The 19,688-nt window shown below is 64.6% G+C and carries 15 protein-coding genes and 2 tRNA genes; all 17 read left to right on the top strand.

The genetic code is table 11. From position 1 onward, the window contains the following. Positions 1-750: an NADH-quinone oxidoreductase subunit C gene (locus tag ACZK2R_RS15940; RefSeq protein WP_125894344.1), complete on the top strand. Its 750-nt coding sequence runs from the start codon at positions 1-3 to the stop codon at positions 748-750. After that, on the top strand, positions 747-2,054 hold the full coding sequence (locus ACZK2R_RS15935; RefSeq protein ID WP_006458796.1) for an NADH-quinone oxidoreductase subunit D: 1,308 nt from the start codon (positions 747-749) through the stop codon (positions 2,052-2,054). Before ACZK2R_RS15940 ends, ACZK2R_RS15935 begins: the two co-directional genes overlap by 4 nt. Positions 2,055-2,151: 97 nt before the next feature. After that, positions 2,152-2,679: an NADH-quinone oxidoreductase subunit NuoE gene (nuoE, locus tag ACZK2R_RS15930; protein ID WP_006381132.1), complete on the top strand. Its 528-nt coding sequence runs from the start codon at positions 2,152-2,154 to the stop codon at positions 2,677-2,679. A gap of 4 nt (positions 2,680-2,683) precedes the next feature. Beyond that, positions 2,684-4,024 (top strand): NADH-quinone oxidoreductase subunit NuoF, encoded by a 1,341-nt coding sequence (nuoF, locus tag ACZK2R_RS15925; RefSeq protein ID WP_006381131.1) that lies wholly within the window; start codon positions 2,684-2,686, stop codon positions 4,022-4,024. Beyond that, positions 4,021-6,255 carry an NADH-quinone oxidoreductase subunit NuoG gene (nuoG, locus tag ACZK2R_RS15920; protein ID WP_006381130.1) on the top strand — a complete coding sequence of 745 codons (2,235 nt, stop codon included), beginning with the start codon at positions 4,021-4,023 and terminating at the stop codon, positions 6,253-6,255. Before nuoF ends, nuoG begins: the two co-directional genes overlap by 4 nt. Next, entirely contained in the window at positions 6,252-7,346 is a 1,095-nt protein-coding gene (gene nuoH, locus ACZK2R_RS15915) for an NADH-quinone oxidoreductase subunit NuoH (protein ID WP_006381129.1), read from the top strand. Before nuoG ends, nuoH begins: the two co-directional genes overlap by 4 nt. Before the next feature lie 3 nt (positions 7,347-7,349). After that, the gene (nuoI, locus tag ACZK2R_RS15910; RefSeq protein WP_006381128.1) at positions 7,350-7,838 is read left to right on the top strand and encodes an NADH-quinone oxidoreductase subunit NuoI; all 489 of its coding nucleotides are present in this window, start codon (positions 7,350-7,352) and stop codon (positions 7,836-7,838) included. A 9-nt stretch (positions 7,839-7,847) separates the two neighbouring features. Further along, positions 7,848-8,504, top strand: a complete 657-nt coding sequence (locus ACZK2R_RS15905) for an NADH-quinone oxidoreductase subunit J (protein WP_032128645.1) — start codon at positions 7,848-7,850, stop codon at positions 8,502-8,504. Continuing rightward, positions 8,501-8,806 carry an NADH-quinone oxidoreductase subunit NuoK gene (gene nuoK, locus ACZK2R_RS15900; protein WP_005417921.1) on the top strand — a complete coding sequence of 102 codons (306 nt, stop codon included), beginning with the start codon at positions 8,501-8,503 and terminating at the stop codon, positions 8,804-8,806. The genes ACZK2R_RS15905 and nuoK overlap by 4 nt, the downstream gene beginning before the upstream one ends. Before the next feature lie 7 nt (positions 8,807-8,813). Then, positions 8,814-10,991 carry an NADH-quinone oxidoreductase subunit L gene (nuoL, locus tag ACZK2R_RS15895; RefSeq protein WP_121504565.1) on the top strand — a complete coding sequence of 726 codons (2,178 nt, stop codon included), beginning with the start codon at positions 8,814-8,816 and terminating at the stop codon, positions 10,989-10,991. 23 nt (positions 10,992-11,014) lie between these two features. Beyond that, on the top strand, positions 11,015-12,523 hold the full coding sequence (locus ACZK2R_RS15890; protein ID WP_032128647.1) for an NADH-quinone oxidoreductase subunit M: 1,509 nt from the start codon (positions 11,015-11,017) through the stop codon (positions 12,521-12,523). Between the two features lie 15 nt (positions 12,524-12,538). Continuing rightward, positions 12,539-13,999: an NADH-quinone oxidoreductase subunit NuoN gene (gene nuoN, locus ACZK2R_RS15885; RefSeq protein WP_032128648.1), complete on the top strand. Its 1,461-nt coding sequence runs from the start codon at positions 12,539-12,541 to the stop codon at positions 13,997-13,999. A 127-nt stretch (positions 14,000-14,126) separates the two neighbouring features. Further along, positions 14,127-14,203 (top strand) — tRNA-Met (locus ACZK2R_RS15880). Between the two features lie 84 nt (positions 14,204-14,287). Next, a tRNA-Met gene (locus ACZK2R_RS15875) sits at positions 14,288-14,364 on the top strand. Positions 14,365-14,720: 356 nt separating this feature from the next. Next, positions 14,721-15,311, top strand: coding sequence for a ribosome maturation factor RimP (rimP, locus tag ACZK2R_RS15870; protein ID WP_032128649.1), 591 nt, complete (start codon positions 14,721-14,723; stop codon positions 15,309-15,311). A gap of 4 nt (positions 15,312-15,315) precedes the next feature. Next, positions 15,316-16,827 (top strand): transcription termination factor NusA, encoded by a 1,512-nt coding sequence (gene nusA, locus ACZK2R_RS15865; protein WP_005410449.1) that lies wholly within the window; start codon positions 15,316-15,318, stop codon positions 16,825-16,827. Between the two features lie 92 nt (positions 16,828-16,919). Then, the gene (infB, locus tag ACZK2R_RS15860; protein WP_032128650.1) at positions 16,920-19,565 is read left to right on the top strand and encodes a translation initiation factor IF-2; all 2,646 of its coding nucleotides are present in this window, start codon (positions 16,920-16,922) and stop codon (positions 19,563-19,565) included. Positions 19,566-19,688 lie beyond the last annotated feature (123 nt).

The following is a 19,688-nucleotide window of genomic DNA, read 5'->3' as shown; positions in this document are numbered from 1 at the left end:
ATGGCAGAGCAAGCATCCTTCATCGACCGACTCTCCGCACGTTTCGCAGGTGCGAAGGTCATCGTGGTCGAACCCCGCGGCGAAGTGACGCTGGAAGTGCCTGCCGCCGAGTGGCACGCCACCGCCCTGGCGCTGCGTGACGAGTTTGGTTTCGAGCAGGCCGTAGATCTCTGCGGCGTCGACTACCTCGGTTATGGCTCCGACGAATGGGACACCGCCGACGTGTCCTCGCAGGGCTTCAGTCGTGGCGTCGAAGGCAAGGCCCAGGGCCGTTTCGCGTGGGGCGAGTTCCCCTCCGAGGAAAACGGTGCCGACGGTGCCCGCCCGCAGCACATGCCGACCCAGCGCTTCGCCGTGGTCGCCCAGCTGCGTTCGTACCAGCACAACCTGATGATGCACCTGCGCTGCTTCGCCCCTGACGAAGCGCTGCCGGTGGTGTCCTCGCTGACCGGCATCTGGCCGGGCCTGAACTGGTTCGAGCGCGAAGCGTTCGACCTGTACGGCGTGATCTTCGAAGGCCACCCGGACCTGCGCCGGATCCTGACCGACTACGGTTTCGTCGGCCATCCGTTCCGCAAGGACTTCCCGCTGATCGGCAATGTCGAAGTCCGCTACGACGAAGAAAAGAAGCGCGTGATCTACGAACCGGTCACCTCGGTGGAGCCGCGTGTCGGCGTGCCGCGCGTGATCCGCGACGACGCCCGTCTGCAGACCGCAGAAGGTGAGCGCGCGCAGGAGGCAGTGAAGTGAGCCACGTACACCAGGCCGGCGAAGCATTCGCCAGCAACGCCGCCGAAAGCCGGCAGGAAATCCGCAACTACACCATGAACTTCGGCCCGCAGCATCCGGCCGCGCACGGTGTGCTGCGCCTGATCCTGGAAATGGACGGCGAAACCATCATGCGCGCCGACCCGCACGTGGGTCTGCTGCACCGTGGTACCGAAAAGCTGGCCGAGTCCAAGCCGTTCAACCAGTCGATCGGCTACATGGATCGCCTGGATTACGTGTCGATGATGTGCAACGAGCACGCCTACGTGCGCGCGATCGAGACCCTGATGGGCATCGAAGCGCCGGAGCGTGCGCAGTACATCCGCACCATGTACGACGAAATCACCCGCATCCTCAACCACCTGATGTGGCTGGGCTCCAACGCGCTCGACCTGGGTGCGATGGCGGTGATGCTGTATGCCTTCCGCGAGCGCGAAGAGCTGATGGACTGCTATGAAGCGGTCTCCGGCGCGCGCATGCACGCGGCGTACTACCGTCCGGGCGGTGTCTACCGCGACCTGCCGGACCACATGCCGAAGTACAAGGAATCGCGCTGGCACAAGGGCAAGGCGCTGAAGCAGCTCAATGCTTCGCGCGAAGGCTCGCTGCTGGACTTCCTGGAGAACTTCACCGTCGAGTTCCCCAAGCGCATCGACGAATACGAAACCCTGCTGACCGACAACCGTATCTGGAAGCAGCGTACCGTCGGCATCGGCGTGGTCACTCCGGAACTGGCCCACCAGTGGGGCATGACCGGCGTGATGCTGCGTGGCTCGGGCATTGCCTGGGACCTTCGCAAGAAGCGTCCGTATGCCAAGTACGATGCCGTCGATTTCGACATCCCGCTGGGCAAGGAAGGCGACTGCTACGACCGCTACCTGGTCCGCGTTGCCGAAATGCGCGAGTCCAACCGCATCATCAAGCAGTGCGTGGCGTGGCTGAAGGCCAACCCCGGCCCGGTCATGGTCAAGAACTTCAAGGTCGCTCCGCCCAAGCGCGAGGACATGAAGGACGACATGGAAGCGCTGATCCACCACTTCAAGCTGTTCAGCGAAGGCTATTGCGTGCCGGCCGGGGAAACCTACGCGGCAGTGGAAGCGCCCAAGGGCGAGTTCGGCTGCTACCTGGTCTCCGATGGCGCCAACAAGCCGTTCCGCGTGCACCTGCGTGCACCGGGCTTCGCCCACCTGTCCTCGATCGATTCGATCGTGCGCGGCCACATGCTGGCCGACGTGGTGGCGATGATCGGTACCTACGACCTGGTGTTCGGCGAGGTTGACCGGTAATGCCGTCCGCCACGCCAACGCCCGCTGCAGGCAGCCGGCGCAAGCCGGCGCCGCAGTTTCTGGAATTTCACGTTATGCATTTCGCTGAGGTCGGCCGATGAAGGCGACAGGTAATTTCGAGGCGGCGCGCGACGTCGACCCGATGGTGGTGCTGAGCGACAAGACCCGCGCTCACATCGATCACTGGCTGTCCAAGTTCCCGCCGGACCGCAAGCGCTCTGCCGTGCTGCAGGGCCTGCATGCGGCCCAGGAGCAGAACGAGGGCTGGCTGACCGACGAACTGATCGCCGGCGTGGCCAAGTACCTGGACCTGCCGCCGGTGTGGGCCTACGAGGTCGCCAGCTTCTACTCGATGTTCGAGACCGAGAAGGTGGGCCGCAACAACGTGGCCATCTGCACCAACATCAGCTGCTGGCTCAATGGCGCCGAGGACATCGTCCGCCATTGCGAGAAGAAGCTGGGCATCAAGCACGGTGAATCGACCCCGGACGGCCGCGTCTACCTCAAGCGCGAGGAAGAGTGCCTGGCCGGTTGTGGCGGCGCGCCGATGATGGTCATCAACGGTCACTACCATGAGCGTCTGACCCTGGAAAAGGTCGACGAGCTGCTGGACGGGCTGGAGTAAGGGCATGGCACATCACCACGAATCCAAGGGTCCGGTCGGCCCCGCGCCGCTGCCGCACCAGGTGGTCTACACCACCCTGCATTACGACACCCCGTGGTCGTACGAAAGCTACCTGAAGACCGGTGGCTACGCCGCCCTGCGCAAGATCCTCGAAGAGAAGATCCCGCCGGAGCAGGTCATCGAGATGGTCAAGGCCTCGGGCCTGCGTGGCCGCGGTGGCGCAGGCTTCCCGACCGGCCTGAAGTGGTCCTTCATGCCCAAGGGCAACATGCAGAAGTACATCCTCTGCAACTCGGACGAATCCGAGCCGGGCACCTGCAAGGATCGCGACATCCTGCGCTACAACCCGCATTCGGTGGTGGAAGGCATGGCGATCGCCTGCTACGCCACCGGTTCGACCGTGGGTTACAACTACCTGCGCGGTGAGTTCCACCACGAGCCGTTCGAGCACTTCGAACAGGCCCTGGCCGACGCCTATGCAAATGGCTGGCTGGGCAAGAACGTGATGGGCTCGGGCGTGGACATCGACATCTACGGTGCGCTGGGCGCCGGCGCGTACATCTGCGGCGAAGAAACCGCGCTGATGGAATCGCTGGAAGGCAAGAAGGGCCAGCCGCGCTACAAGCCGCCGTTCCCGGCCAACTTCGGCCTGTACGGCAAGCCGTCGACGATCAACAACACCGAAACCTATGGTTCGGTGCCGGCGATCATCCGCAACGGTCCGGAGTGGTTCAAGGGCCTGAGCCTGACCGCCAACGGCGGTCCGAAGTGCTTCTCGGTGTCCGGCTGCGTGCAGAACGGCGGCAACTTCGAAGTGCCGCTGGGCACCAAGTTCCACGACCTGCTGGAAATGGCCGGTGGCCTGCGTCCGGGCCGCACCCTCAAGGGCGCGATCCCGGGCGGCGTGTCGATGCCGGTACTGACCGCGGCCGAGCTGCAGGATCTGCCGATGGACTACGACACCATCCGTGCGCTGGGCTCCGGCCTGGGTTCGGGTGCGATCGTGGTGCTCGACGACAGCGTCTGCTGCGTCAAGTTCGCCTGCCGCATCAGCCAGTTCTTCCACAAGGAATCGTGCGGCCAGTGCACCCCGTGCCGTGAAGGCACCGGCTGGATGCACCGCGTGCTGGAGCGCATCGTCGCCGGCAAGGCCACGATGGAAGACCTGCACCAGCTGAAGGCGGTGGCCGGCCAGATCGAAGGCCACACCATCTGTGCGTTCGGTGAAGCGGCTGCATGGCCCATCCAGGGCTTCCTGCGCCAGTTCTGGGACGAATTCGAGTACTACATCGTCAACGGTCATTCGATGGTTGACGGCAAGAAGGTGGAGGCAGCCGCCGCATGAGCGCGCAACCCGTAAACCCGAACGTGCCACCGGATCACGTGACCATCGAAATCGATGGCAAGTCGCTGGTCGTGCCCAAGGGTTCGATGATCATCCAGGCGGCCGACAAGGCCGGCATTTCGATTCCGCGCTTCTGCTACCACGAGAAGCTGCCGATCGCCGCCAACTGCCGCATGTGCCTGGTGGACGTGGAAAAGTCGCCGAAGCCGGCGCCGGCCTGTGCCACCCCGGTGATGGATGGCATGAAGGTCGCCACCCGCAGCGAGAAGGCACTGAAGTTCCAGCGCTCGGTGATGGAGTTCCTGCTCATCAACCACCCGCTGGACTGCCCGATCTGCGATCAGGGCGGCGAGTGCGAGCTGCAGGACGTGTCGCTGGGCTATGGCCGTTCGGTCAGCCGCTTCAACGAGCGCAAGCGCGTGGTGCCGGACGAGGACATGGGCCCGCTGGTCGCCACCGAGATGACCCGCTGCATCCAGTGCACCCGCTGCGTCCGCTTCACCGCCGACGTTGCCGGTACCTATGAACTGGGTGGCATGTACCGCGGTGAGAACCTGCAGATCGGTACCTTCGACGGCAAGCCGCTGACCACCGAGCTGTCCGGCAACGTCGTCGACGTCTGCCCGGTCGGCGCGCTGACCAACAAGGTGTTCCAGTTCCGCGCCCGCCCGTGGGAACTGACCGCGCGCGAATCGCTGGGTTACCACGACGCGATGGGTTCGAACCTGTTCCTGCACGTGCGTCGCGGCGAAGTACTGCGCACCGTGCCGCGCGACAACGAAGCGGTGAACGAGTGCTGGCTGTCCGATCGTGACCGTTACTCGCACCAGGGCCTGTACAGCGAAGACCGTGCGGTCAAGCCGCTGCGCAAGGTCAATGGCGAGTGGAAGGAAGTGAGCTGGGCCGAAGGCCTGGCCGCGGCCGCCGAGATCCTCAAGGCCAACCAGGGCGACAACCTGGGCGTGCTGGTGCACCCGTCCACCTCGAACGAGGAAGGTGCGCTGCTGGCCCGCCTGGCCAAGGGCCTGGGCTCGAGCAACATCGACCACCGCATCAACAACCGCGATTTCTCCGACGCCGCAACCGCCGAAGTGTTCGGCCTGCCGCTCGCCGAGATCGAAGGCGCCGACCGCATCGTCGTTCTGGGCAGCAACATCCGCCACGAACTGCCGCTGCTGCACGCCCGCCTGCGCAAGGCGCAGACCACCAACGGCGCGAAGATCCACGTCGTCAACCCGGTGGACTTCGACTTCGCCTTCAGCATCGCCGGCAAGCAGATCGTCGCGCCGTCGAAGTTCGTCGACGCGCTGGCCAACGCCGAGCTGCGTTCGGCGGTGCAGGGCGGCAACAACACCGTGCTGATCGTCGGTGGCATCGCCGAAAACCATCCGCAGGCTGCCGCGATCCGCGCCGCCGCGCGTGACTTCGCTGCTGCGACCGGTGCCAAGCTGTGCCGCATCCCGCAGGGTGCCAACGCCGTTGGCCTGACCCGCGCAGGCGTGCTGCCGGCCGGCAAGGACGTCGCCGCGATGCTGGCGCAGCCGCGCCAGGCGTACGTGGTCTACGGCCTGGAGCCGGGTCTGGACTTCGCCGACGCCCCCGCCGCGCGCAAGGCGCTGGTCGGCGCCAAGGTGGTGGCCTTCAGCCAGTTCGCCTGCGTCTCCACCCGCGACGTTGCCGACGTGATCCTGCCGATCGGTGCGCTGCCGGAAATCGACGCCACCCTGACCAACCTCGATGGTCGCGAGCAGTCGGCGCGTGCCGGCGGCAAGCTGCCGGGCGAGGCCCGTGAGGGCTGGCGCGTGCTGCGCGCCCTGGGCGGTGAGCTGGCGGTAGCCGGTTTCGACTTCACCGACCTGGCCGGCCTGCGCGCCAGCCTGGCCCCGGTGTCGGTCGCCGTTGCCGCCTCGGCACAGCCGGTGGTTGCCGGCGAAGGCCTGGAAGTGGCTTCGACCGCCGCGATCTACCGCACCGATGCGGTGGTCCGTCGCGCCCCGGCGCTGCAGTCGCATCCGCTCAACAACGCCCCGCGCATCGTGCTGAACGCTGAAGATGCCGCTCGCCTGCAGCTGCAGGAAGGGCAGATGGCCAAGGTCGGCACCGATGCCGGCAAGGCCACCCTGCCGGTGGTGATCGACGCCCGCGTCGCTGCGGGTTCGGTCTGGATTGAATCGGGCCACGGCGCGACCGCGCCGCTGGGTGCCGCTCGCGTAACGGTGGTGGCTGCATGAACGAATTGCTGTTGAACGCGGTCGATCCGCTGCACCAGTGGCTGCTTGGCCTTGGTGACATCGGCGCGCTGATCTGGATCATCCTGAAGATCCTGGTGATCACCGTTCCGGTGATCATCTCGGTGGCCTTCTACGTGGTCTGGGAACGCAAGCTGATCGGCTGGATGCACGTCCGCCATGGCCCGATGTACGTGGGCATGGGCATCTTCCAGGCCTTCGCCGACGTCTTCAAGCTGCTGTTCAAGGAAGTGGTCCAGCCGAGCAGCGCCAACAAGGCGATCTACCTGCTGGCCCCGCTGATCACCCTGGCCCCGGCCTTCGCGGCCTGGTCGGTGGTCCCCTTCGATTCGCAGATCGTGCTGTCCAACGCCAACGCCGGCCTGCTGTACCTGCTGGCGATGACCTCGCTGGGCATCTACGGCATCATCCTGGCCGGTTGGGCATCCAACTCGAAGTATGCGTTCCTGGGTGCGATGCGCGCCTCGGCGCAGATGATCAGCTACGAAATCGCCATGGGCTTCGCCCTGGTCGGCGTGATGATCGCGTCGGGCAGCCTGAACCTGAGCAACATCGTGATGGCGCAGGCCGGCAATTCCGGTTTCTTCGACTGGTTCCTGCTGCCGCTGTTCCCGCTGTTCGTCATCTACTGGGTGTCGGGCGTTGCCGAAACCAACCGCGCGCCGTTCGACGTGGTGGAAGGTGAATCGGAAATCGTCGCTGGCCACATGGTCGAGTACTCGGGCGGTGCGTTCGCGCTGTTCTTCCTGGCCGAATACGCCAACATGATCCTGATCAGCTTCCTGATCTCGATCTTCTTCCTCGGCGGCTGGCTGAGCCCCATCCAGGGCTGGGTCAACTTCGGCGACGTCTCGCCGCTGGTCGACTGGATCTGGAAGGGCGGTGCACCGTGGCTGTTCGTCAAGGTGTTCTTCTTCGCCAGTGCCTACATCTGGTTCCGTGCCAGCTTCCCGCGCTTCCGCTATGACCAGATCATGCGCCTGGGCTGGAAGGTCTTCATCCCGCTGGCCATTCTGTGGATCGCGGTTACCGCCGTCATGGTGTTCTTCGGCGTGATTCAAAAGGGCGTCTAAGTGATGAACAGGATTACCCATTACTTCAAGAGCCTGCTGCTGCTCGAACTGCTGGGCGGCCTTTGGCTGACGCTGAAGTACAGCTTCAAGCCCAAGTACACGATGATGTACCCGATGGAGAAGTTCCCGCAGTCGCCGCGCTTCCGTGGACTGCACGCCCTGCGCCGTTACCCCAACGGTGAAGAGCGCTGCATCGCCTGCAAGCTGTGCGAAGCGGTGTGCCCTGCATTGGCCATCACCATCGACTCGGCCAAGCGCGAAGACGGCACCCGCCGTACCACGCGCTATGACATCGATCTGTTCAAGTGCATCTTCTGCGGCTTCTGCGAAGAAAGCTGCCCGGTGGACTCGATCGTCGAAACCCACATCCTCGAGTATCACTTCGAGAATCGTGGCGAAAACATCGTTACCAAGCCGCAGCTGCTGGCCCTGGGCGACCGTCTCGAGTCCGAGATCGCCGAGCGTCGCGCCGCCGATGCCGCTTACCGCTGAGGTCGAGAGATGGATTGGGTAAATATCGCTTTCTGGGTGTTCGCCATCGCGGCAACGGTTTCGGCCGGTGCGGTGATCAGCGTGCGCAACCCGGTTCACGCCGTGCTCTGCCTGGTGCTGACCTTCTTCTCCATTGCCTGCGTGTGGCTGCTGGTCGGCGCCGAGTTCCTCGGCGTGGCGCTGGTGCTGGTCTACGTCGGCGCGGTGATGGTGCTGTTCCTGTTCGTGGTGATGATGCTCGACATCGACCCCACCAAGCTGCGTGAGGGCTGGGTCCGCTACCTGCCGGTCGGTCTCATTGTTGCCGTGGCGATGCTGGTGCAGATGCTGATCCTGATCGGCGTGAAGGGCAGGGCGGTCAACCCGTTCCCGGCCGACAACGCCGCCGCGGTCGCTGCCGACAGCTCCAACGTCACCTGGCTGGCGCGTACGCTGTTCACTGAGTACCTGCTGCCGTTCGAGTTCGCCGCCGTCATCCTGACCGTGGCCGTGGTTGCCGCCGTGATGCTGACCTTGCGCCGCCGTACCGGCGTGAAGAGCCAGAACCCGGGTGAGCAGACCATGGTCAAGGCCGGCCAGCGCCTGCGCATGGTCAAGATGGGCGCCGAAGCGCCGGTCGTGCACAGCAACAGCAAGCCGGCCGCCGGCGAGGAGACCCAGCCGTGATTACCCTTGGCCACATCCTTGCGCTGGGCGCGGTGCTGTTTGCCATCAGCCTGGCCGGCATCTTCCTCAACCGGAAGAACGTCATCGTCCTGCTGATGTCGATCGAATTGATGCTGCTGTCGGTGAACATCAACTTCGTCGGCTTCTCGCGTCAGCTGGGCGATCCGTCCGGCCAGCTGTTCGTGTTCTTCATCCTGACCGTCGCCGCCGCGGAAGCCGCCATCGGCCTGGCGATCCTGGTGACCCTGTTCCGTACCCGCCGCACGATCAATGTCGGCGAAGTCGATTCGTTGAAGGGCTGATCCACAGATGGAAATCACTCTCTCCAAGAGTCTGTTGATCGCAGTGGTGCTTGCACCGCTGTTCGGCAGCATCATCGCCGGCCTGTTCGGTCGCCAGGTCAAGCGCTTCGGCGCGCAGACCATCACCATCCTCGGCGTCGCGGTTGCCTGCGGCCTGTCGATGTACACGCTCTACCAGTTGCTGTGGGGCGGCGCGCAGCCGTTCAACCAGAACATCTACACGTTCTTCGAAGTCGGCCAGTACTCGGCCCACGTCGGTTTCATGGTCGACAAGCTGACCGCGATGATGATGGTGGTGGTGACCTTCGTGTCGCTGCTGGTCCACATCTACACGATCGGCTACATGCAGGACGATCCGGGCTACCAGCGGTTCTTCAGCTACATCTCGCTGTTCACCTTCTCGATGCTCACCCTGGTGATGAGCAACAACTTCCTGCAGCTGTTCTTCGGCTGGGAAGCGGTGGGCCTGGTGTCGTACCTGCTGATCGGCTTCTGGTTCAAGCGCCCGACTGCGATCTTCGCCAACATGAAGGCGTTCCTGGTCAATCGCGTTGGTGACTTCGGCTTCCTGCTCGGTATCGCCGGCGTGCTGTGGGTGTTCGGCACACTGGACTACTCGCAGGTGTTCTCGCAGGCCGGCATGCTGGCTGACCCGCGCGCCCAGCTGCAGATCTGGGACGGCACCATGTTCGGCATGCAGCTGCTGAACGAGCCGGTGATCTGGTCGATCGCCACCGTCATCTGCATCTGCCTGTTCATCGGTGCCATGGGCAAGTCGGCCCAGGTCCCGCTGCACGTGTGGCTGCCGGACTCGATGGAAGGCCCGACCCCGATCTCGGCACTGATCCACGCCGCGACGATGGTGACCGCCGGTATCTTCATGGTCACCCGCATGTCGCCGCTGTTCGAGCTGTCGCAGACCGCGCTGAACTTCATCCTGTTCATCGGTGCCACCACCGCGTTCTTCACCGGCCTGATCGGCATCGTGCAGAACGACATCAAGCGCGTCGTCGCGTACTCCACGCTGTCGCAGCTGGGCTACATGACGGTTGCACTGGGCGTGTCGGCGTACTCGGCCGCCGTGTTCCACCTGATGACCCACGCCTTCTTCAAGGCGCTGCTGTTCCTGGGTGCCGGCTCGGTCATCATCGCGATGCACCACGAGCAGGACATGCGCAAGATGGGCGGCCTGCGCAAGTACATGCCGATCACCTTCGTCACCATGTGGATCGGTACCCTGGCCCTGGTCGGTACGCCGTTCTTCTCCGGCTTCTACTCGAAGGACACCATCATCGAGGCGGCCGAGATCCACGCCCACATGCAGAACAGCTGGGTGGCCACCTATGGCTACTGGGCAGTGCTGGGTGGCGTGCTGGTGACCAGCTTCTACAGCTTCCGCCTGCTGTTCCTGACCTTCCACGGCAAGGAGCGCTTCCGCGACGTGCATGATGATCACGGCCATGCCCATGACGATCACCACGCCGCAGATGCGCACCCTGCTGATGCCCATCATGGGGACGCGCACCATGACGACCACGGCCATGGCCACGGTCCGCATGAGCCGCACGAAACCCCGTGGGTGGTGACCCTGCCGCTGATCCTGCTGGCCATCCCGTCGATCGCCATCGGTTTCTTCAGCATCGGTCCGATGCTGCACGGCACCGACTGGGCCGGCCACCATGCACACGACGCAATCAAGGGCCAGGTCAACACGTTCTTCACCGGCATCGTCGATTTCTACGATCCGGCCAAGAACACCGTTGCCTTCCTGGGCGAAGAGTTCCACGGGCCGGTGGCGTTCGCGCTGCACGGCATGATGCTGCCGCCGTTCTGGCTGACCCTGGCGGGCTTCCTGCTGGCTGCGCTGTTCTACCTGTGGAAGCCGGACCTGTCGGGCAAGGCGCGCAAGACCTTCGCTCCGCTGGTGTCGGTGCTGGAAAACAAGTACGGCTTCGACAAGCTGTGGATCGATGGCTTTGCCGGTGGCAGCGTCAAGCTGGGCAAGGTCGCACGCTGGATCGACAGCAACATCGTCGACGGCGTGGTCAATCTTTCGGCACGTGTTGTGGACGTCGCAGCCGGCGTGCTGCGTCGTACCCAATCCGGTTTCCTCTATCACTACGCCTTCGCGATGATCATCGGCCTGATTGCCCTTCTGGGCGTGCTGATGCATTACCTGCGTTGATGACCTGTACGGAATAAGAAGACGTGTCGAACTGGCCTCTACTCAGTGTCCTCATCTGGCTGCCGATCATCGGTGGCGCCCTGATCCTTGCGATCCGTGATGCGCAGACCGCCCGCTGGGCGTCGCTGGGCGTAGCGGTGCTGACGTTCGTGGCGAGCCTCTCGCTGCTGAGCGGCTACAACGCGGGCATCGACGGTCTGCAGTTCGTCGAGACCCATGCCTGGATCCCGGCGTACAAGATCGGCTACAACCTGGGCGTGGACGGCATCGCCGTGGCGCTGATCCTGCTGACCACCCTGGTCAGCGTGCTTGCCCTGATCGGCGCCTGGAGCGCCATCGACAAGCGCGTCAACCAGTACGTGGCCGCCTTCCTGATCCTGGAAGGCGTCACGGTCGGTATCTTCTCGGCCACGGACGCGATGCTGTTCTACGTGTTCTTCGAGGCGATGCTGATCCCGATGTTCCTGATCATCGGTGTCTGGGGTGGCCCGCGTCGCATCTACGCCGCGCTGAAGTTCTTCCTGTACACCTTCCTCGGCTCGGTGCTGATGCTGGTGGCGCTGATCTACCTGTACATGAAGGGCGGCAGCTTCCAGCTGGCCGACCTGTACGCGCTGCCGCTGTCGGCCAAGGAACAGACCTGGATCTTCTTCGCCTTCCTGATCGCCTTCGCGGTCAAGGTGCCGATGTTCCCGGTCCACACCTGGCTGCCGGATGCCCACGTGGAAGCGCCGACCGCCGGTTCGGTGATCCTGGCCGCCATCGCCCTGAAGATCGGTGGCTACGGCTTCCTGCGCTTCAACCTGCCGATCGTCCCGGACGCGTCGCAGGAATGGGCGTGGCTGGTGATCGCGCTGTCGCTGATCGCGGTGATCTACGTCGGCCTCGTCGCCCTGGTGCAGGACGACATGAAGAAGCTGATCGCCTATTCGTCGATCGCGCACATGGGCTTCGTCACCCTGGGCACATTCATTGCCCTGTGGCTGGTGCGTGAAGCCGGCAACGCCGATGCCGCCCGCCTGGGCCTGCAGGGCGCCATGGTGCAGATGATCTCGCACGGCTTCGTGTCCGGTGCGATGTTCTCCAGCGTCGGCGTGCTGTACGACCGCATGCACAGCCGCCGCATCGCCGATTACGGCGGCGTGGTCAACGTGATGCCCTGGTTTGCGACCTTCGCCATGCTGTTCTTCATGGCCAATGCAGGCCTGCCGGGCACCAGCGGTTTCGTCGGCGAATTCATGGTCATCCTCGCGGCCTTCCAGCGTAATCCGTGGATCGCGCTGGGCGCGGCCACCACCCTGATCATCGGCGCCGCCTACACCCTGTGGCTGTACAAGCGCATCTTCTTCGGTGAAGTGGCCAACAGCCATGTTGCCGAACTGAAGGACATCAACGGCCGCGAGTGGCTGGTGCTGGGCGTGTTCGCCATCGGCGTGCTGGCCCTGGGCATCTACCCCAAGCCGCTGACCGACCTGATGGAGCCCTCGATCGCGAAGCTGGCGATGCAGATCGCATCCAGCAAGCTGCTGTAATTCCAGGATTTGATGATGACCACCTCGCCGCTGCTGCCATTGACCGCCGCTGACCTGCCACCGCTCGCTCCCGAGCTGGTGCTGATCGGCAGCGCCTTCGCCCTGATGATTCTCGACCTGTTCGTCAGCAACCGGAACAAGATCGTCACCCACCTGTTCTCGCTCGCTGCGCTGGCCGTGGTGCTGTTCATGCTGGCCACCGGCGTGGGCGGGCAGGGGGAGGTCTTCCATGGCATGTTCGTGCGTGATACCGCCGCGGACGTGATGAAGACCGGGATCGTGCTGCTCAGCGGCCTGACCCTGGTCTACGGCTGGCGCTACCTGCGCGACCGCAACCTGTTCCAGGGCGAGATCCCGGTGCTGATCCTGTTCGGCACCGCCGGCATGATGATCCTGGTCTCGGCCGGCAGCCTGCTGATGGTCTACCTGGGCCTGGAACTGCTGGCGCTGTGCTCCTACGCGCTGGTTGCCAGCAACCGTGAGAACGGCCTGGCCTCGGAAGCGGCGATGAAGTACATCGTGCTGGGTTCGCTGGCTTCTGGCCTGCTGCTGTACGGCATGTCGCTGATCTACGGCGCCACCGGCAGCCTCCACCTGGACGTCATCCGCGAGGCCATCCCGCACTCGGAAGAGCGCGTGCTGCTGATCACCGGTGCGGTCTTCATGATCGCCGGCGTCGCCTTCAAGCTGGGTGCCGCGCCGTTCCACATGTGGCTGCCGGACGTGTACCAGGGTGCCCCGGCACCGATCGCACTGTTCATCAGCTCGGCGCCGAAGCTGGCCGCCTTCGGCATGGCCTACCGCCTGCTGGAAATGGGCGTGGGCCCGCTGTCGACCGAACTGCAGCTGCTGATCGCCGGCCTGGCGGCGGTCTCGCTGGTCATCGGCAACCTGATGGCCATCGCGCAGAGCAACCTCAAGCGCATGCTGGCGTTTTCCACCGTCTCGCACATCGGCTTCCTGCTGATGGGCATTGCCGGTGGCGGCTCGCAGGGCTATGCCGCCGCACTGTTCTACGCACTGGCCTACGCCATCATGTCGACCGCCGCCTTCGGCGCGATCATCGCGCTGTCGCGTGCCGGCTTCGAAGCCGAGAACATCGAAGACTTCAAGGGCCTCAATGCCCGCAACCCGTGGATGGCCGGCCTGGTGCTGTGCATCATGGCGTCGCTGGCTGGCATTCCGCCGTTCCTGGGCTTCTGGACCAAGCTGGCGGTGCTGGGCGCGGCCGTCAACGGTGGCCTGCTGTGGCTGGCCATTCTCGGCGTGCTGTGTGCCGTGGTCGGCTGCTTCTACTACCTGCGCGTCATCAAGGTCATGTACTTCGATGAGCCGGTGGGCGAGGCCATGCCGCGCAGCAACGACCGCGTGCTGGGCCTGGTCCTGGGCGTGAACGCGCTGGCGCTGCTGGCGCTGGGCCTGGCATGGAACCCGATCATGGTCTGGTGCCAGCAGGCATTTGCGCATCTTGCATAAAAGTTGACACAAAGCTGCGCGATTCGTGTAATATGCGCAGCCTGAGTTGTCACTGCAGCGGTTCAGCCAGAACATCGTTGCGGTAGCCCTCCTCGAAAGAGCAGGGCAGCAGTTCAAACACTTCCGGTGCGGGGTGGAGCAGTCTGGCAGCTCGTCGGGCTCATAACCCGAAGGTCGCAGGTTCAAATCCTGCCCCCGCTACCAACACATCGAATCGGCGCCAACCAGTTCGATGAATGAGGAAAAGCTTGCAGGTTTTGAAGTTATGCCTCATAATTCCGCTCCTGATGCGGGGTGGAGCAGTCTGGCAGCTCGTCGGGCTCATAACCCGAAGGTCGCAGGTTCAAATCCTGCCCCCGCTACCAAGTAAAGAGATCGCCTTCGAAGTCCTGCTTCGAGGGCGTTTTTCTTTGCGGCTCTGGTTGATCCGCCGGGGCATGCCCGGCGAGCGAAGCGGCCGGTTTCAGGCGGGTCCAAGCCTTGCACCAGCGCGGTGCAGTCGCTATCATCAGCGGCCTAGCAATACCCCTGAAGGCGGCCTCCCAGCGGGAGTCCGGACCCGGAAGGAGGGCCGCAACCGGCAGGCACTGCAGGTTGCAACCGGAATCCAGTCACCGGAGTCTTTCCGGAAAAGGGGCCCAGCGGGCCCTTTGTCGTTTCCGGGGCGTCATGTTTCCATGCCGGCCAAGGCCGGCACCCAACCAAGAGATCAAGGCAGGCTGTGAGCGACAAGGCAACCGACATCGCGAATCTGCTCGCCCCGACCGTTGTGTCGCTGGGCCTGGAGCTGCTGGGCGTTGAGTATCTGCCGGCCCCCGGCGGTGCGACCCTGCGCCTTTACATCGACGTGCCGCTGGCTGAACAGCCCGAGCGCATCATCAATGTCGACGACTGCGAGCGGGTCAGCCGCGAAGTGTCGGCACAGATGGACGTCGAAGACCCGATCAGCGGCAACTACACGCTGGAAGTGTCTTCGCCGGGCGTCGATCGTCCGCTGTTCAACCTGGAGCAGTTCGGCCGTCACCTCGGCGAAATGGCCAAGGTCACGCTGAAGCTGCCGCAGGACAACCGTCGCCGCCTGCAGGGCCGCATCGAAGCCATCGACGAGACCGCAGGTGCCATCACCTTCATCGTCGACAAGGCCGAAGTGGTCGTATCGGCCGACAACATCGACAAGGCACGGATCATGCCCGACTGGGTGGCGCTGGGGCTGGCCCCGAGCAAGCCGACCGGTCCGGCACCGAAGCGTCCGAAGCCGAACACGAATTCTTCTTCCAACGAGCCGGCGGCAAAGAAGCCGCGCGCGGAGTGAGCCAATGAGCAAGGAACTGTTGCTGGTAGTCGACGCGGTCGCCAACGAGAAGGGCGTGCCGCGTGAAGTGATCTTCGATGCCATCGAGGCCGCCCTGGCCTCGGCAGCGAAGAAGCGCTATCCCGACGAGGAAGTGCTGACCCGCGTGGTCATCGACCACAAGGATGGCAGCTACGAAACCTTCCGCCGCTGGGAAGTGGTGGCCGATGACGTGGTCATGGAATCGCCGGACCGCCAGATCCGCCTGATGGACGCCGTCGATGAAGCCGAAGGCGTGGACGTCGGCGACTACATCGAAGAGCAGATCGAGAACCCGGACTTCGGCCGCATTGCTGCCCAGGCCGCCAAGCAGGTCATCGTCCAGCGCGTGCGCGAAGCCGAGCGCCAGCAGGTCGTGGATGCATGGAAGGATCGCGTGGGTGAGCTGATCACCGGCGTGGTCAAGCGCGCCGAGCGCGGCAACATCTATGTCGACCTCGGTGGCAACGCCGAAGGCTTCATCCCGAAGGACAAGGGCATTCCGCGCGACGTGCTGCGCGCCGGTGACCGCGTGCGCGGCTACCTGGCCGAAGTCCGTTCGGAACCGCGTGGCCCGCAGCTGTTCATCAGCCGCGCCGCCCCGGAATTCATGATCGAGCTGTTCAAGCTGGAAGTGCCGGAAGTCGGCCAGGGCCTGGTGGAAATCAAGGCCTGCGCCCGCGATCCGGGCGACCGCGCCAAGATCGCCGTGCTCGCCCACGACCAGCGCACCGATCCGATCGGTGCCTGCATCGGCATGCGCGGTTCGCGCGTGCAGGCCGTGTCCAACGAGCTCAATGGCGAGCGCGTGGACATCGTGCTGTGGAACGACAACCCGGCCAACTTCGTCATCAACGCGATGGCGCCGGCTGAAGTGCAGTCGATCATCGTCGATGAAGACAAGCACTCGATGGACCTGGCTGTCGCTGAAGACCGCCTGGCCCAGGCGATCGGCAAGGGCGGCCAGAACGTGCGCCTGGCCAGCCGCCTGACCGGCTGGCAGCTCAACGTGATGACCCAGGACCAGGTCACCGCCAAGTCGGAGGCCGAGCAGGCTTCGGCCCGCCAGCTGTTCATGGACAAGCTGGAAGTGGACGAGGAAATCGCCGGCATCCTGGTCAGCGAAGGCTTCGGCACCGTCGAGGAAATCGCATATGTCCCGGTCGGCGAACTGCTGGCCGTGGAAGGTTTCGACGAAGACATCGTCGAAGAGCTGCGCGCTCGTGCCCGCGATGCGCTGCTCAATGAGGCCCTGGCAGTCGAGGAAGGCCTTGAAGACGGCCAGCCGGCGCAGGACCTGCTGTCCCTGAAGGGCATGGACGAAGCCACCGCGTATGCGCTGGCCGGCCACGGCGTGCGTACCAGTGAGGATCTGTCCGACCTGGCCGCCGACGAGGTCATGGACTTCGGCATCGAAGGGCTGGATCAGGCGCGCGCCGCTGCGCTGATCCTGGCCGCACGTGCCGAGGAGATCGCCCGACTGGAACGCGGCGAATGAGCCGGCAATGAACAGGGCCCTGAGCCGCTCAGGGCGTAGAATCCGCGCCACCTCCAGATGCGGGGGGGCGCCCACAAGATCATAGGATCCGAATGTCGCAGCAAACCACCATCCGCAAGCTTGCCGAACTGGTCAACACGCCGGTCGAAAAACTGCTGGAACAGCTGGCCGGTGCCGGCATGAAGTTCAGCGGTCCCGACCAGGTCGTGACCAGCACCGAGAAGGTGAAGCTCCTGGGCTTCCTTCGTCGTTCGCACGGCAAGCCCGAGCAGGCCCCGGAAGAAACTGATCAGTCTGCAAAGAAGATCACGCTCAACCGCCGGAAACAGCAGGAAGTGACGGTCAGTTCCGGTCGCAGCAAGACGACCGTGAATGTCGAGGTGCGCCAGAAGCGTACCTACGTCAAGGATGGTGCTCGCGCCATGACCCCGGACGAAGAGCGCGCCGACATCCTGCGCAAGCTGGAAGAGTCGCGTGCGCGCAACCTTGCTGAACAGCAGGCCCTGGCCGAGAAGGATCGTCTGCGCGACGAAGCCATCGTCCGTGCCCGTGAGGAAGAGGTTGCGGCCAAGGAACGCGCAGAGGCCGAGAAGAAGGCCGCCGAGGAAGCTGCGGCCGCCGCCAAGGCTGCCGAGGCGCTGGCTGCCAGCAAGCCCAAGCGCGCTCCGATCGATGAAACCGCGCCGCGCCCGCCGCGTGCTCCGGCCGCCGCTCCGGCTGCGCCGCGCAGCGCTCCGCCGCCGCCGCGCAACGACGACCGCAACAACCGCAGCGCGCCGCGCAACGAGCGTGGCCCGGGCGACCGTTTCGCCGGCCAGATGCACCTGTCGGCTGCCGACCGCGCGCGCCGTGGCAACAGCAACAACAGCAACACCCGTGGTCGTCCGGGCGGGCGTAACCAGGCCGGTGGCCGTCGCGACATGTCGCGCGGTGGCAACAATGCAGGTCCGCACGCCTTCGAGCGTCCGACCGCGCCGGTGGTGCGTGAAGTGGCGATCGGCGACACGATCACCGTGGCCGACCTGGCGCAGAAGCTCGCGCTGAAGGGCGGTGAGGTGGTCAAGGCGCTGTTCAAGATGGGCGTGATGGCCACCATCACCCAGTCCATCGACCATGACACCGCCGCGCTGGTGACCGAAGAACTCGGCCACAAGGCGATCCGTGCCAACGACAACGACGCCGAAGACGCACTGCTGGCCTCGACCGGTGAAAACCAGGGCGAAGCCACCCAGCGTCCGCCGGTGGTCACCATCATGGGCCACGTCGACCACGGCAAGACCTCGCTGCTGGATTACATCCGCCGCACCAAGGTCGCCACCGGCGAAGCCGGCGGCATCACCCAGCACATCGGTGCCTACCACGTGGATACGCCGAAGGGCGTGATCAGCTTCCTGGATACCCCGGGCCACGCGGCATTCACCTCGATGCGTGCGCGCGGCGCCAAGCTGACCGACATCGTGGTGCTGGTCGTGGCGGCCGATGACGGCGTCATGCCGCAGACCAAGGAAGCGATCCAGCACGCCCGTTCGGCGGGTGTGCCGCTGATCGTGGCGATCAACAAGATCGACAAGTCCGACGCCGACCCGATGCGGGTCAAGAACGAACTGCTGTCCGAGCAGGTCGTGGCCGAAGACTTCGGTGGTGACACCCAGATGGTGGAGATCTCGGCCAAGACCGGCCTGGGCATTGACGACCTGCTGGACGCCATCTCGATCCAGGCCGAACTGCTGGAACTGAAGGCCGTCGACGAAGGCCGCGCTTCGGGCGTGGTGATCGAATCGTCGCTGGACAAGGGCCGTGGCCCGGTCGCCACCGTGCTGGTGCAGCAGGGCCGCCTGAAGAAGGGCGACTACCTGGTGTGCGGCATCCAGTACGGCCGCGTGCGTGCGCTGTTCGACGAAACCGGCAAGCAGCCGGAGTTCGCCGGCCCGTCCATCCCGGTGCAGGTCCTGGGCCTGTCCGGCGTGCCGGAAGCGGGTGATGACTTCGTGGTCGTCGAGGACGAGCGCCTGGCCAAGGACGTTGCCCAGCAGCGTGAGACCAAGCGCCGTGAATCGCGCCTGGTCGCCACCGCCGGCAGCCGCATGGAAGACATCATGGCGACCCTGGGCAAGGGCGAGGGCCAGCAGGTCCTCAACCTGGTCATCAAGGCCGACGTGCAGGGTTCGGTGCAGGCCCTGAGCCAGGCACTGGTCGCGCTGTCCAACGAAGACATCCGCATCAACGTGATCCACTCCGGCGTGGGCGGCATCACCGAATCGGACGCCAACTCGGCGGCCGCTTCGAAGGCCACCGTCATCGGCTTCAATGTGCGTGCGGACGCTTCGGCCCGTCGCATCATCGAATCCAACGGCGTCGATCTGCGTTACTTCTCGATCATCTATGACGTGATCGATCAGGTGAAGCAGGTGGCTTCCGGTCTGCTGGGCGTGGAGATCCGCGAAGAGATCATCGGTATCGCCGAGGTCCGCGACGTCTTCCGCAGCTCCAAGCTGGGCGCCGTGGCCGGCTCGATGGTCATCGAGGGCGTGGTCAAGCGCAACAAGCCGATCCGCGTGCTGCGCGACAGCGTGGTGATCTTCGAGGGCGAGCTGGAATCGCTGCGTCGCTTCAAGGAGAACGTCGAGGAAGTCCGCAACGGTACCGAATGCGGTATCGCGGTGAAGGCCTACAACGACGTCAAGCCGGGTGACCAGATCGAGTGCTTCGAGCGTATCGAAGTGCCGCGCACCCTGTAATGTGATGTGGCCCGACCAACGGTCGGGCCCTACCATGATGTAGAACCCGACCAACGGTCGGGTACCATGTAGTAGCGCCCGACCGTTGGTCGGGCGACCATTGAATCAAGAGTAGCGCCCGAC

This window comes from Stenotrophomonas sp. 96582_Sma (assembly GCF_056480905.1).
This window is presented reverse-complemented; position numbering and strand designations above follow the sequence as displayed.

Coding starts and splice junctions, on each gene's coding strand:
- nuoL (WP_121504565.1), top strand. CDS start 8,814: ATGGAAATCACTCTCTCCAAGAGTCTGTTGATCGCAGTGGTGCTTGCA.
- nusA (WP_005410449.1), top strand. CDS start 15,316: ATGAGCAAGGAACTGTTGCTGGTAGTCGACGCGGTCGCCAACGAGAAG.
- ACZK2R_RS15940 (WP_125894344.1), top strand. CDS start 1: ATGGCAGAGCAAGCATCCTTCATCGACCGACTCTCCGCACGTTTCGCA.
- infB (WP_032128650.1), top strand. CDS start 16,920: ATGTCGCAGCAAACCACCATCCGCAAGCTTGCCGAACTGGTCAACACG.
- ACZK2R_RS15905 (WP_032128645.1), top strand. CDS start 7,848: ATGGATTGGGTAAATATCGCTTTCTGGGTGTTCGCCATCGCGGCAACG.
- nuoE (WP_006381132.1), top strand. CDS start 2,152: ATGAAGGCGACAGGTAATTTCGAGGCGGCGCGCGACGTCGACCCGATG.
- nuoG (WP_006381130.1), top strand. CDS start 4,021: ATGAGCGCGCAACCCGTAAACCCGAACGTGCCACCGGATCACGTGACC.
- nuoN (WP_032128648.1), top strand. CDS start 12,539: ATGACCACCTCGCCGCTGCTGCCATTGACCGCCGCTGACCTGCCACCG.
- nuoF (WP_006381131.1), top strand. CDS start 2,684: ATGGCACATCACCACGAATCCAAGGGTCCGGTCGGCCCCGCGCCGCTG.
- nuoH (WP_006381129.1), top strand. CDS start 6,252: ATGAACGAATTGCTGTTGAACGCGGTCGATCCGCTGCACCAGTGGCTG.
- nuoI (WP_006381128.1), top strand. CDS start 7,350: ATGAACAGGATTACCCATTACTTCAAGAGCCTGCTGCTGCTCGAACTG.